Origin of the sequence: Pseudescherichia sp. AS216 (genome assembly GCF_037152055.1) — a bacterium.
GTDB lineage: Bacteria > Pseudomonadota > Gammaproteobacteria > Enterobacterales > Enterobacteriaceae > Pseudescherichia.
This window is the reverse complement of the sequence record NZ_JBBCMV010000007.1, coordinates 85,955-99,765: the sequence shown is the minus strand read 5'-3', so window position 1 is coordinate 99,765 and position 13,811 is coordinate 85,955. Positions and strand designations below refer to the sequence as shown.

The following is a 13,811-nucleotide window of genomic DNA, read 5'->3' as shown; positions in this document are numbered from 1 at the left end:
CCGGCAAGCTTACTGCACGATTTCGCCGTTGCGCATCGTCTGAGTAAGCTGCTGCTTCATCACGTTGATCGCTTTCAGCTCGCCGTTCACGGTTGGCTTCAGCGGTGCCTCAGCGTTGACCCTGCCAGTGGCGGTGAGCTGGATATTACCGCCGCCGGAGAGGGGCAGAGCAGGCCAGCCCCACTGCTGCAATATGCTGAGCGGAATGCCGCGCCCATTGAGGTTAACGTTCACCTGCCGCTCTGGCCCCTGTGAGACGGTGGCGGTGCCTTCCAGCAGACCCTCGCCTGTGAAGGCGCTCAGCTCGCTGATGTTGACCGTACTACGGTCGGCGGCCAGCGCCAGCGAGGGACGACGAACGTCGACGCGGTTAAAGGTCGCGGCGGCGGCGTTGAGCTTGGCGCTGCCACCCCACACGCCCCACTGGCGATCCCGCGCCAGCTGTAGGTTCGCACCGTAGCCATCCAGAGCGGTGATCTGCCACGGGAACGCAGGATCGATGTCGATCACCAGGTTACGGCTGGCGCTAAACCTTTTCAGCGTTACGCTGTTCAGCCAGCTCGGGAGTTGATCCATCCACAGCCGTTTCCAGTTAGCGGGCAGGGTATATTCCAGACCTGCCAGCGCCGTGTCGTCCAGCACCAGCGCTTTGCCGTCCCGCAGCCAGTTGCCCGAGGTACGCACCATGCCACCCTCCCAGCGGGAGGTGAACTGGCGCAGCGCCATGCCTTGCGGAGAGAATTCGGCGTTAAAAATCGGATCGAAGAGGTGCAGCGAACCAAAGATAAACTCGCTGGCGTTCATCGAGAGTCGGCCATCCTCGCTCTGCCAGTCGCCCCGCGTCAGGGTCAGGCCGCGAGCGCTGAGGTCGAGATCGGTCACTGCCCAGTCCGGTCCCTGCAGGCGGGCATCGGTGACTTCAAGGCGGCCAATCTGCAGCGAGGGCAGGGTAGTCAGCGGGGCGAAGAAATCGGTCAGGGATTTATCGCTCTGTAGACGAATGTCGTTCAGGCGCAGGCTATCGACAATCCAGCCCCCGTCGGCGGTGCGGCGGGCCGTACCGGTGAGCGATCCACGCGCCATATCTGCGCCAATAGTGCTTAGGGTCACGTCGCTATTATCAATACTGCCCTGAATCAGCACGTTGCTGACGGGGACGCCGTTCAGCGTCATCGAGCCAGCGCTGAACTGGATCTGTGCTTTGCTGCCCATCACGTTGCCCGCTATCGGCTCCCAGGGGGTAATACCACCGGTTACCCGCTGGGCGCTAAGATCCCAGCCGGTGGCCGGACTGTTAAAGGCCATATCGCTCAGCTGCAGGCGGTCGGCCTTGAGCGGCAGCGGCGCGGTGGCGGGCGAGAGGTTGAGCGTTCCCTCCTGGAGCAAAATAGTGTCCGCGTGCAGCGGATCGGTGAACTGGCGGCTGCTAAAGCCGATGTCCACGCTCTTCGCTTCCAGCGTCGCGGGCTGACCTTTACGACCAAAGTTGACGTTCTTGAGCAGCAGATGGGAAGGCGAGGAGAAGCGGTGATCGGCGGCGTCAAAGGCGAGGTGATAGTCGGTGTTACTGCTAACCCATTTACCAACCTGCGTTGCACCCCAGCGCGTCTGAACCAGAAAATAGCAGGCCACAATCGCCAGCAGCAGGGCGATCGCGATGTAGAGCAGCATTTTTCCAATCAGTTTCATGGTCTTCCTTCCCGATGAGCATACAAGGAGTTTATGCACGATTTGTGCGCAATGCTCAAGGAAGGAATGGTGAGACAGTGTTACGGCGGCAGCAGGTGAATACCGCTGCCGCGAGGGGGTTAGTTCTTCTCTGGCGGGAAGACGAGGTTCAGCACGATAGCGGTGATACCGCCCGCGGCGATGCCAGAGGAGAGCAGGTTTTTCAGCCAGTCAGGGGCAAACTGCAGGATCAGCGGCTGCTGGGAAACGCCAAGGCCAACGGCCAGCGAGAGGGCGATAATCATAATCGCACGACGGTTCAGCGGCTCGCGGGAGACGATACGCACCCCGGAGGCGGCGATAGTGCCGAACATCACCAGGGTAGCGCCGCCGAGCACCGGCTCAGGAATGTGCTGGACGAAGCCACTCACTGCCGGGAACAGGCCGAGCACGATCAGCATCAGCGCCACGATAAACCCGACGTAGCGGCTGGCGACGCCGGTCAGCTGGATCACGCCGTTGTTCTGGCCGAAGCAGGAGTTCGGGAAGGTATTGAACACCGCCGAAACAAAGGAGTTCAGGCCGTTAGCCAGCACGCCGCCCTTCAGGCGCTTCATATAGAGCGGACCGGAGACCGGCTGCTCAGAGACGTCGGAGGTGGCAGTGATGTCGCCAATGGTCTCGAGGGAGGTGATCATAAAGACCAGCATCAGCGGCAGGAGCAGGCTCCAGTCAATGCCCAGACCGTAGTAGAGCGGGGTCGGGACCATGATCAGGTCGCGGCTGGTCGGCGCGCTGTTCTGCGGCAGCATGCCCATCCACCAGGCTAGCAGATAGCCTACCGCCATGGCGATCACCAGCGAGGCCACGCGCAGGTAAGGATTACGCTGGCGGTTCAGCAGGATAATCACTGCCAGCACCACGCCTGCCAGCAGCAGATTTTTCGGTGCGCCGAAGGTGTGATCCGCCATCGCACCGTAGCCGCCACCGATGGAGGTCAGGCCAACCTGAATCAGCGACAGGCCGATAATCATGACCACCACGCCGGAGACCAGCGGGGTGATCACCCGGCGGGCCAGGTGCAGCACGCGGGAGATGACCATCTCGGTGCAGCTTGCCAGCATCAGGGTGCCGAACAGCGCTGCCATCATCGTCGGGACGTCCGCGCCGCCGGTTTTCAACGCTGTGCCGCCCATGATCAGCGGGGCAACAAAGTTAAAGCTGGTGCCCTGAATGGAGAGCAGACCTGAGCCCACCGGACCCCAGGCTTTAATCTGGATAATCGAGGCGACGCCGGAGGCGAACAGCGACATGCTGATGATGTGCTGCGTATCCTGCGCGGGCAGGCCGAGGGCCTGGCAGATCAGCAGTGCCGGAGTAATGACCGCAACAAACATCGCCAGCAGGTGCTGGCAGGCGGCAAAAAGGGTTTGCGCCAGCGGCGGACGATCTTCCAGACGGTAGATCAGTTCGCTATTGTGTGGCTGCGCAACCGGTTGCGCATTTTCAGACTCGACGGTGTTAACGGACATCTCAGGCAATTCCACGGTGGAAAAGCGGGCATTTTAGCTGAGCAACCCATAAAAGCAAACGATTGCATTTATAAATTTTACAAGGTGTATCTGAGAGGCGTTATCAGGCGTTGGAATAACGCTCGGTTTCCGGCATCCAGCGCTCAATCAGCGCTGCGGCCTGCTCCGGGTAGCGTTCATGAATATGCCGGGCAAGGCGCTGTACTTCGGGGATCATCGCCCGGTCACGCAGCAGATCGGCGACCTTAAACTCGGCGTTACCGGTCTGACGGGTTCCCAGCAGCTCGCCGGGACCACGGATCTCCAGATCTTTTTGCGCAATCACAAAGCCGTCGTTGCTGTCGCGCAGCACCTGCAAACGCATTTGCGCCGTTTTTGAAAGCGGAGATTTGTAGAGCAGCACGCAGTGGGAGGCAACCGCACCACGGCCCACGCGGCCCCGCAGCTGATGGAGTTGCGCAAGTCCCAGACGCTCCGGGTTCTCGATGATCATCAGGCTGGCGTTGGGTACGTCCACGCCCACTTCAATCACCGTGGTCGCCACCAGCAGATGCAGCTCGCCCTGCTTGAACGCCTGCATCACCGCCTGCTTCTCGGCGGGCTTCATGCGGCCATGGACCAGGCCAACGTTCAGCTCTGGCAGAGCCAGCTTCAGCTCCTCCCACGTTGCTTCGGCGGCCTGGGCCTCCAGCAGATCGGACTCTTCAATCAGCGTGCAGACCCAATAGGCCTGGCGGCCTTCATTGGTGCAGGCATGGCGCACGCGCTCGATAATCTCGCTGCGCCGCGTATCGGCAATCGCCACGGTAGTGACCGGGGTACGCCCCGGCGGCAGCTCGTCGATGGTAGAGGTATCGAGATCGGCATAGGCGGTCATCGCCAGGGTTCGGGGAATAGGGGTGGCGGTCATGATCAGCTGGTGAGGATGAAAGCCCTGCTGCTGACCCTTCTCCCGCAGCGCCAGCCGCTGGTGGACGCCAAAGCGGTGCTGCTCATCGATGATCACCAGCGCCAGGCCGTTAAACTGTACCTGCTCCTGGAAAATGGCATGCGTGCCGACCACCATCTGCACCTGGCCGCTGGCAATCGCCTCCTGCTGTGCAAGACGAGCCTTACCCTTCTGCTTGCCCGCCAGCCAGCCCACCTGAATGCCCAGTGGCTCAAACCAGCTGCGGAAGTTGTTGGCGTGCTGCTCAGCCAGCAGCTCGGTGGGTGCCATCAGCCCTACCTGCTTGCCGTTGGCAATGGCGCGCAGCGCGGCCAGAGCGGCCACCAGCGTTTTGCCCGAACCCACGTCGCCCTGCACCAGGCGCATCATTGGAATATCCAGCGCCATATCGTGCTCGATCTCTGCTGTAACCCGCGCCTGGGCGGCAGTGGGCTTAAACGGCAGCGCCGCCAGCAGCTGGTTTTTTAACGTGTCGTTGGCCTTCAGGGACTGGGCGTGAAACCGCTGCGCCCCGGCGCGTAATGCCAGCATGCTGAGGTTATGCGCCAGCAGCTCTTCAAGGATCAGGCGGCGCTGGGCAGGATGCTGGCCAAGCTCTAAGTCAGCCAGCTGTAAGGTCGGCGGCGGACGATGCAGCGTGCGCAGCGCCTCCGGCAGGCTCATCATCCCCTGCGCCAGCTCAGGCGGCAGCAGCTCTGCAATGGCGCAAGTGTCGAGCAGATCCAATGCCTGGTCAGTCAGCTTACGCAGCGTTCCTTGCTTGATACCTTCGGTAGTCGGATAGACCGGGGTGAGGGTCTCCTGCATCTCCGGGGTGCTGAGATCGCCCTGAATGCGGTACTCGGGGTGGATCATCTCCGCGCCGTACTTGCCGCGCTTCGCCTCACCATAGGCCAGCACGCGGCGGCCTGGAGAGAGGCTATTTTTCATCGCCGCGTTGAAGTTGAAAAAGCGCATCGTCAGGATGCCGCTGCCGTCGCTGATCTGGCAGGTCATCATCCGACGGCCGCCGAAGGTCACGTTGCTATTAAGCACTTCACCTTCGACCGTGGCATACACGCCCGGCAGCAGATCAGCGATGGGATAGAGATGGGTACGATCTTCGTAGCGCAGCGGCAGATGCAGGAGCAGATCCTGGACGTTCACTAAACCGATTTTGGCCAGCTTGCTGCTTTGTGCCGCGCCAACGCCGGTGAGAGAGCTGAGCGGGACAGCATCGAGCAGTTTGCCTTGCATAATCTTACCTTGCTGCCTGCATGGTGGACCACCACGCGTCGTCGGCTTCGATTTCGCCATCCGCGTTGAGGTCGGGATAGGGCAGCCCTTTCTGCTTCGCTACGCGGGCAAGCACGGGGTAACTGCCTTCAAACAGCAGTCGATGCTGGTCGTCATAATCTATGGTGCTGGTATCGCGAGCGTACATCCCGGCGTTCTGCCGCTGGCGCTGCGCCTCATAGAGGATCAGCGCGGAGGCGACCGAGACGTTAAGTGACTGCACCATACCGATCATCGGAATGATAATGTCCTGGTCCGCCAGGTCCAGCGCCTCCTGGGTGATACCGGTCTTCTCCTGCCCCATCAGAATACAGGTAGGGCGGGTATAGTCGATATCACGGAAATCTACGGATTTTTCAGAGAGATGGGTAGCCAGCACCTGCATCCCCTGGCCTTTCAGATGCCCGACGGCATCGGCAATGGTGCGGTGCGTTTTAACCTGTACCCAGCTGTTACTTCCCGCAGCGGAGGAGGCCATGATGCGCATCCGGTTTTCCGGCCAGACGGCGTGGACTTCATGCACGCCGACGGCATCGGCGGTGCGAATGATTGCCGAAACGTTATGCGGCTTATGGACCTGTTCCATGCAGACGGTCAGATCAGGCTGGCGCCTGGCGAGCATCTCACGTATACGCGCATAACGTTTCAGAGTCATAGGGCTAGTTTCGGTTACGGGTGACCTTGATCACGTCCGGCAGCACGCGGATTTTGCGCATGATATTCGCCAGGTGCACGCGGTCGCGGCAGGTCAGGCGGATAAAGGCGCTGTAGACGCGACCATCTTTCTCTTCCGTATTCAGGCTTTGAATATTGGAAGAGGCCGTGTTGATTGCCGCCGTCAGGTTTGCCAGCGCGCCCTGATGGTTGAACATATCCACCTTGATCTCGGTGATAAACTCCTGCGCCGTCTCTTTATCCCACTCAACCGCCATAAACTTCTCAGGCTCTTTCTGATAGCCACGGATGTTACGGCAGGACTCATGGTGGATCACCAGCCCTTTACCCGGGCTGACGTGCGCAATAATCGGGTCGCCGGGGATCGGACGGCAGCATTTCGCAAAGGTGATCAGCACCCCGTCCGCGCCCTTAATCGGCAGATGCCCATGGCTCGGCGTGGTAGACACAGCGGAGGCTTCGCCCTGCTGTAGATTTTTCGCCACCACCACGCTCATGGCATTGCCGAGGCCAATCTCCGCCAGCAGATCGTCAAGGGAGACAAGCTTCATGCGCACCAGCTCGCGCTGGATATTCTCAGACGGGATCTCCGCCAGCTTGCGGCTACCGCCGAGGGCGTGATTCAGCAGACGACGGCCCAGGCTAACCGAGTCATCGCGCTTGAGGTTTTTCAGCATCTGGCGGATTTTGGCGCGCGCTTTCGAGCTCACGACAAAGTTAAGCCAGGCGGCGTTCGGGCGTGCACCCGGTGCGGTAATAATCTCTACCGTCTGGCCACTCGCCAGCGGCTGCGACAGCGGGTAGGGCTGCCGATCGACACGTGCGCCTACGCAGGCGTGGCCGATATCGGTATGTACCGCATAGGCGAAGTCGACCGGCGTCGCACCGGCAGGCAGCTCAACGATGCGCCCTTCCGGTGTGAAAACGTAAATCTCATCTGGGAAGAGATCGGATTTAACGCTTTCGATAAATTCAAAGGAGCTACCTGCGCTCTGCTGGAGCTCAAGCAGGCTCTGCATCCAGCGCTGGGCGCGGATCTGTGCGGTGGTGCTGCTCTCGCCGTGCTCTTTATAAGCCCAGTGTGCCGCAACCCCCATCTCCGCCATCTGGTCCATATCTTCAGTACGGATCTGCACCTCAACCGGCACGCCGTGCGGGCCAATCATAGAGGTGTGCAGAGACTGATAGCCGTTCGCTTTCGGAATGGCGATATAGTCCTTCATGCGTCCAGGACGCGGCTTGTAGAGGCTGTGCATCTGACCCAGCACGCGATAGCAGGTGTCGAGATCCTCAACAATCACCCGGAACGCATAGATGTCCATGATCGAGTGAAAACGCTGCTCTTTCAGCACCATCTTGCAATAGATGGAGTAGAGATGCTTCTCGCGACCGCTCACACGGCAGGGGATACCCGCCTCCTGCAAACGCCCTTCGATCTCCGAGAGGATTTTTTGAATCATCTCTTTACGGTTGCCGCGCGCGGCCTTCACCACCTCTTTAATCACGCGGTAGCGGTTCGGGTGCAGCGCTTCAAAGCCCAGCTCTTCCAGCTCGGTTTTGATGTGGTGGATACCTAAGCGGTGCGCCAGCGGGCTGTAGATTTCGAGGGTTTCACGGGCGATGCGGCGACGCTTGTCCGGGCGTAGTGAGCCCAGGGTGCGCATGTTATGGGTGCGGTCAGCAAGCTTGATGAGAATGACGCGGATATCCTGCACCATCGCCATGATCATCTTACGAAAGTTTTCGGCCTGCGCCTCTTTCTTATCGCGGAAATTCAGCTTATCAAGCTTTGAGACCCCTTCCACCAGCTCGGCCACGGTTTTGCCAAACAGCTGCTCCATGTCCTGATAGGTGGCGGGGGTATCTTCAATTACGTCATGCAGCAGCGCGGCCATCAGCGTTTCGTGGTCGAGTTTCATCTCGGCCAGAATACAGGCCACCGCTACCGGGTGCGTAATGTAGGGTTCACCGCTTGAACGTGTTTGGCCCTCGTGAGCGTCACGTGCAACGAGATACGCCTGCTGGAGACGTTTGATCTGGTCTTCCGGCAGGTAGGTGCGAATCAGTTGATTCAGGCTTTCAAACAGATACAAGGGTGACCTGCAGCGTTATTAACGACGACCTTCAGCAATAGCGGTGACGGCCTGTAACTCAGCGGCTTCCTGCTCTTGCTGCTCCTGGCGCTCACGTACGTCGAGGATCTGGTTGGTGATCAGACCTTCTTCGATTTCGCGCAGCGCGATAACGGTAGTTTTATCGTTCTCTTCCGCTACCAGCGGATCTTTACCGCCAACCTGCATCTGACGAGCGCGACGCGCGGCCACCAGTACCAGGTCAAAACGGTTACCAATTTTCTCTACAGCGTCCTGAACAGTTACGCGTGCCATACTTAAAGTGCTCCACAGATGAAGAAATGACTGGGCATAATACTTAAACCCGGTTCAATCTGCCAATAGTTTGCTGATTAAAGCGTCATGTCGCTGCATTTGGCGGCCCATGCGCAGACGTTCAGCACGGATGATAGTCTTCATATCGCTGATAGCGGTATCAAAATCATCGTTCACAACCAGATAATCATATTCGGCGTAATGGCTCATTTCTGCAACTGCCTGGGCCATACGCTTGGCAATCACCTCTTCGCTATCCTGGCCGCGACCACGCAGGCGGCGATCCAGCTCCAGCTTCGACGGCGGCAATACAAAGATGCTGCGCGCCTGAGGCATTTTTGCGCGGATCTGCTGCGCGCCCTGCCAGTCGATATCGAGGAAGACGTCTACGCCCGTGGAGAGCACCTGCTCAATGGCGGCCCGGGACGTACCGTAGTAATTGCCAAATACTTCCGCATGCTCAAGGAACGCATCGTTGCCAATCATGGTTTTGAACTCGTCATGATCTACAAAGAAGTAGTGTTCACCGTGCACTTCACCGGGACGCGGCGCGCGCGTGGTATGTGAAACAGAAACCTGGGTGTCGTACAACGGTTGGGTCTTTAACAAAGCCTGAATGAGGCTTGATTTGCCCGCGCCGCTAGGGGCGGAAACGATATAGAGCGTGCCTTGAGCCATGAGTATCTTTATATGTAATGAACGAACGGAAATGTCTACATACGTGCCTATTATACACGTCGGCACCCTTTAACGTAGTTTTTGTCACATTTTCCCACGAGATTATTGCATTTTGCGCACTCTCTTCCTGATTCATCTCTTGTTTGCAGCAACGTTTTAAAAAGCGCTGAAGCCGCCTCGCAGCCTGCTGTTTTGCTCTTCGCCAGCCGGTTCGCTACGCGGTATACCGTGCTGGTCGAGGCAAGGGAGAAAAAACATGTGGAAACGTAGAGGATTGGCGCTCGGCTTAACGCTCTGGAGCTGCTATAGCACGGCGGCCTGTCCGTCCTGGTCGCCCTTTCGGGCGCAGCTGGAGATCGCCCGGCTCCAGCGACAGGTTACCCAGTGGAACCTGGCGTACTGGCAGGAGGGGAGCAGCGGCGTGAGTGATGCGGTGTACGATCGTCTCAGCGATCGGCTGGCACAGTGGCAGCGCTGCTTTATATCCCAGCCGCTGCCCGACGTCTCAGCGCCGCCCGTGGGCGGTACGGTGCCGCATCCGGTGATGCATACCGGGGTGCGCAAGCTGGCGGACAAATATGCCCTCAAGCGCTGGATGGGCGACCGCCGTGATCTTTGGGTACAGCCTAAGGTTGATGGCGTGGCGGTGACGCTGGTCTACCGCAATGGGCGGCTAGCAGAAGCCATCAGCCGTGGCGATGGCCGTAAGGGGGAGTCGTGGACCGAGAAAGTGCGCCTTATTCCTTCCCTGCCTCAACGGATTGCCGGGCCGCTGGCAAACAGCGTTCTGCAAGGGGAGATTTACCTGGCGCGTGATGGACACATCCAGCAGCGGATGGGGGGAATCAACGCCCGCGCGAAGGTAGCGGGTGCCCTGATGCAGCGAGAGAACTCGCCTCTTTTGAATGAACTGGCGCTCTTTATCTGGGCCTGGCCGGACGGCCCTGCTGCGATGGAGCAGCGCCTGAAGCTGCTGAGCGAAGCCGGGTTTAACACCAGCGCGCGTTTCAGCCTGCCGGTGAAAAACGCAGATGAGGTTGAGACGATCCGCGCCCGCTGGTTCACCTCGCCGCTACCCTTTGCCACCGACGGGGTTGTGATCCGCGCGGCGAAAGAGCCGGAGGGCAGGCGCTGGCGACCCGGCGAGGGGGACTGGGTCGTGGCCTGGAAATACCCGCCCGTTGAGGAGGTTGCCGAGGTAACCAATATCCGCTTTGCTACCGGACGCAGCGGCAAGATCGCCGTGGTGGCGGAGCTTGAGCCGATACAGCTGGATGACAAAACGGTGCGTCGGGTAAGCCTTGGCTCTGTTCGCCGCTGGCAAGAGCTGGACATCGCGCCGGGCGATCAGGTCCAGGTCAGCCTGGCGGGTCAGGGTATTCCGCGCATCGATCGAGTGATATGGCGTAGCCTGGCGCGTGACAAACCCGAGCCGCCGCCCGCGTATTTCAATTCGCTTACCTGCTTTTATGCTGCACCCGATTGTCAGGCGCAATTTTTCGCCAGGCTGGTATGGCTTAGCTCAAAGCCGGTGCTGGATATTACAGGCATGGGCAACGCGGGCTGGCGGCTCCTGCATCAGGCGCATCGCTTTGAGCATATCTTCTCCTGGCTGGCTCTGACCCGACAGCAGCTAGAGAACACGCCGGGATTGAGTGCAGCCAGAGGGCGGCAGATCTGGCATCAGTTCAACCTGGCCCGTGAGCGACCATTTATCCGCTGGGTGATGGCGTTGGGTCTGCCGCTCACTCAGGCCGCGCTGCGGCTCTCAGGTGATAGTAGCTGGTCGCAATTTACCGGGCGCAATGAGCTTAGCTGGCAGCAGTTGCCGGGCGTTGGTGTGGAGAAGGCGCGGCAGCTGGTTACCTTCGTGCATCATCCGCTAGTGCAGAGCCTTAGCGCATGGCTGGCGAAGCAGGGGATAAGGGGGTTTTAAAACAAAACTAGCCGATGCAGGTGATGACCGCGTCGTTGAGAAACATATAGCTACCGCTAAAGGCGGTTCCACATTTTAGCTTTGGCGTTAAGGTCTCGGTGAGGGTCAGAGTAAAGCGCTGCTCTGCTTCATCGACGTGGGTGACCTTTGCCGCCTGGAAATCAAAGTAGCGCCTCACTTCAGGCCACTGGGATTTATACAGGCTCTCCTTAGCTGAAAAGAGCGTTAGCAGCGCCTGCGGATAGGGCAGGGATAACGAGGACAATAGCTGCTGTTCGTCTGACGAGGCGACCATGTCTGCCGTCTCCAGCATCACCTCGGGCTGCCACTGCTCAATGTCGATACCCGGCATAAGTCCCGCTGATTCAGGGGCGATAACAACCAGGGCATACTTATCGCTGTGGGAGATACTGCCCCGCCAGCCAGCTGGCCACTGGGGAACGCGCTCATGGGTGCCAATAATCGTTGAGTTGGCCTGCGCCTGCGCGAGCAGAACCTGCCCGCAGTAGCGGCTCGCCAGATATTCGGCCCTGCGCTTCGCCACCGCATTAGTTAGCGCATCTGGGAACGGCTGCGAGAAACGCTGAAACAGCGCGTCGCTGTAGTGCGCCCGCTCATACTCAACGAGGCAGTAGGTGAGGGCAGGGAGATGGCGAATAGAGCCGGACTCCGCACGTAAGATAAAGGGCGGGGCGTCGAAGGTATGGGTGGGGCAGAGTAGGGTAGTTGTCATGGGTTGGTTAAACCTATTTTTGCTCTTCCTCAATTAAGCGGTGGCACACTGACAGATTTAAGGCCACGAATTCCTCCCAATTGTAAAGGTGGACATAGTTTAACTGAAACTGCAGATCGACCCGACAGATATCTGGACGCCGATCGTAAATGTGGCAGCCTTTATTAACAGCATCATAGTGTCGGCAGGTACCGTCTCCCCTATCGAGAAAGCGGGTCTCCTCTGCCACATCTACATGCTGGCAGCACAGCCCGCACTGGAGGCAGGGAAAAGGTGAAAGCTTTTTTTCGCAATGCATTATCGTCACCAGCAATCAGGCTCGCCTATAGCAGCGAGCCTGATGTCACCATTACACTTCTAAATCATCCAGCTCAGCTTTCTCACCTGCTGATACGGCAGCAATATCGATGATGCGTTTTTCAGTTGAGAGCACCAGATTACCATCCTGATCGAGGATGGGGGTATCAATCATTGCTTTTAGCAGTTGCGCATACTTGACGGACATAAATACGGCTTCTTTGCTTTCCTGTGGAAAATCACGGAAGTTTTCACCGTAGTTTTCCAGCGCGTCTTTCATCTCGTGAACCGCGCCGCGCAGGCGGCCGCTGGTCAAGGAGAATACATTATTTGCAAGAGAGGTCACTTTTTCAATGGCCTGAAGTTTAGCTACCATCAATGCACCATCATCGCAGAAGGTTTTTGCCTGCTCCATATTGCTCCGGGCATTATTCAGCGCCTCTTCACCTTTGTTACCCAGAATATGACCAAAAATAGCCAACGCTGGACCCGCAACAATGCCGCCCAGTACCATCATACCGCCAGCCATACCGAAACCACCGGTTGCTAGGGAGCCACCGCCAAGCCATGCCAGAGTTGCGTTAGTGGCAGCAGCACCAGAGAGAGAAGAGATTGCCGTACCGGTACTTGCCGTAGCCAGCAGCATGGTGCCGTTATAAGCACCAAATGCTAATGCGGCACCGCTCCCCATTCCTGTCCCCAGACCCAGGCCTGCATCTTTCAGCATCTGGTAGTCCTGTTGTAGATCTGCCAACGTCGTCTTAGTGAAATCTCCTGCTTGAAGCTTTTCCAATTCGGGACTGGCAGACAGCTCGACGTTTTTGATACGGCCAAAAGTATCGATAAATTCGCTGATTACGCCGTTAAAAGCACGCAGCTTGCGTTGACCATAATCTTCAATAACGCTATTAGTCGCTTCACGACTTTGGTTAATAAGGGCGCAGGTCTCATCTACACTATTTTTCGCGCTTTGGTTAATATCTTTGGCATTGCTATGATCTTTTGCACCGCCCACGCCTTTTGCGATGCCGTAAAGGCCCGCCGCTGCGGCTACTGCACCGATAATAATTGGAATTGGCATGTTATAAATCCTCTATTCAAGAATAAGGGCAAGCGTTTTATTCATTTCACTATTCAGCGCTTCGGCGCTATTGAGCAGGTCTTTAAAAATGAAATCTGGCAGATGGTAGTGGAGCTGAATCTCCTTTAGCAGCATCCATTCAATGCTGGAAATTTGACCAGCCCGCAGTGAAAACAGGAAAAGCTGGAAGATAACGATCTTTGGCTCTGCAAGCGCGTCCGTTTTTTTAGCCTCAAGTAAGGATCTCAATACCGCAGTGGCGGCCTGAACACGACTTTCAGGTGCATCTATTTTGGCCAACGGAAACGCTTTAAGCTTTTCAATCAGCCTCTTTTCAGTTGCCGTATGCCAGTCGTGCTCGTATATGCCAATCAGCGGATAGGAGCGCGGTGAAGTATAGTGTCCCAGTTCCTCCAGCAGTTTGGTCTCCAGCTCGGTCCTTTGAATAGATAACTTACTGAGATCGGAATCGGAGGTCAGTTCTTCCTTGGTCTTACCGTCCCATAAAAAAGGGCTATTGGACAGCGACAGGAGCTTTGCAAGCTCAATTAGAAGGACCTTTTTCTCTTCAGATAGCATGTTAATAAACATAGTGGTGCC

Annotated in this window: 12 protein-coding genes; 1 reads left to right on the top strand and 11 read right to left on the bottom strand. The window is 57.9% G+C overall.

The features are described from left to right. Positions 1-9 precede the first annotated feature (9 nt). From WFN61_RS18375 to gmk, 7 genes are all read right to left on the bottom strand, one after another. Positions 10-1,689, bottom strand: a complete 1,680-nt coding sequence (locus tag WFN61_RS18375) for an AsmA family protein (RefSeq protein ID WP_257758820.1) — start codon at positions 1,687-1,689, stop codon at positions 10-12. 119 nt (positions 1,690-1,808) lie between these two features. After that, entirely contained in the window at positions 1,809-3,200 is a 1,392-nt protein-coding gene (gene xanP, locus WFN61_RS18370; protein ID WP_222889228.1) for a xanthine/proton symporter XanP, read from the bottom strand. A gap of 103 nt (positions 3,201-3,303) precedes the next feature. After that, entirely contained in the window at positions 3,304-5,385 is a 2,082-nt protein-coding gene (recG, locus tag WFN61_RS18365; protein ID WP_144818377.1) for an ATP-dependent DNA helicase RecG, read from the bottom strand. A 4-nt stretch (positions 5,386-5,389) separates the two neighbouring features. Continuing rightward, a complete protein-coding gene (trmH, locus tag WFN61_RS18360) occupies positions 5,390-6,079 on the bottom strand; it encodes a tRNA (guanosine(18)-2'-O)-methyltransferase TrmH (RefSeq protein ID WP_144818379.1) in 690 nt (229 codons plus the stop codon). Positions 6,080-6,083: 4 nt separating this feature from the next. Then, positions 6,084-8,192: a bifunctional GTP diphosphokinase/guanosine-3',5'-bis pyrophosphate 3'-pyrophosphohydrolase gene (gene spoT, locus WFN61_RS18355; RefSeq protein WP_042393373.1), complete on the bottom strand. Its 2,109-nt coding sequence runs from the start codon at positions 8,190-8,192 to the stop codon at positions 6,084-6,086. Positions 8,193-8,210: 18 nt separating this feature from the next. Further along, positions 8,211-8,486 carry a DNA-directed RNA polymerase subunit omega gene (rpoZ, locus tag WFN61_RS18350; protein ID WP_144818380.1) on the bottom strand — a complete coding sequence of 92 codons (276 nt, stop codon included), beginning with the start codon at positions 8,484-8,486 and terminating at the stop codon, positions 8,211-8,213. Positions 8,487-8,540: 54 nt separating this feature from the next. Further along, positions 8,541-9,164 carry a guanylate kinase gene (gene gmk, locus WFN61_RS18345; protein WP_144818382.1) on the bottom strand — a complete coding sequence of 208 codons (624 nt, stop codon included), beginning with the start codon at positions 9,162-9,164 and terminating at the stop codon, positions 8,541-8,543. A gap of 256 nt (positions 9,165-9,420) precedes the next feature. Between gmk and ligB the strand changes: the two genes are divergently transcribed. After that, complete coding sequence (ligB, locus tag WFN61_RS18340) at positions 9,421-11,100, top strand: NAD-dependent DNA ligase LigB (RefSeq protein ID WP_312235797.1); 1,680 nt, start codon at positions 9,421-9,423, stop codon at positions 11,098-11,100. A 7-nt stretch (positions 11,101-11,107) separates the two neighbouring features. Here the strand turns inward: ligB and WFN61_RS18335 are convergent, their stop codons facing one another. Genes WFN61_RS18335 through WFN61_RS18320 form a run of 4 tightly spaced genes read right to left on the bottom strand, consistent with a single transcriptional unit; the run spans position 11,108 to position 13,802 of the window. Continuing rightward, entirely contained in the window at positions 11,108-11,833 is a 726-nt protein-coding gene (locus WFN61_RS18335; protein ID WP_337039049.1) for a 4'-phosphopantetheinyl transferase family protein, read from the bottom strand. A 13-nt stretch (positions 11,834-11,846) separates the two neighbouring features. Next, entirely contained in the window at positions 11,847-12,131 is a 285-nt protein-coding gene (locus WFN61_RS18330; protein ID WP_257758815.1) for a YkgJ family cysteine cluster protein, read from the bottom strand. Positions 12,132-12,182: 51 nt separating this feature from the next. Further along, a complete protein-coding gene (locus WFN61_RS18325; RefSeq protein ID WP_257758814.1) occupies positions 12,183-13,211 on the bottom strand; it encodes a hypothetical protein in 1,029 nt (342 codons plus the stop codon). A gap of 12 nt (positions 13,212-13,223) precedes the next feature. Further along, a complete protein-coding gene (locus WFN61_RS18320) occupies positions 13,224-13,802 on the bottom strand; it encodes a hypothetical protein (protein ID WP_337039046.1) in 579 nt (192 codons plus the stop codon). Positions 13,803-13,811 lie beyond the last annotated feature (9 nt).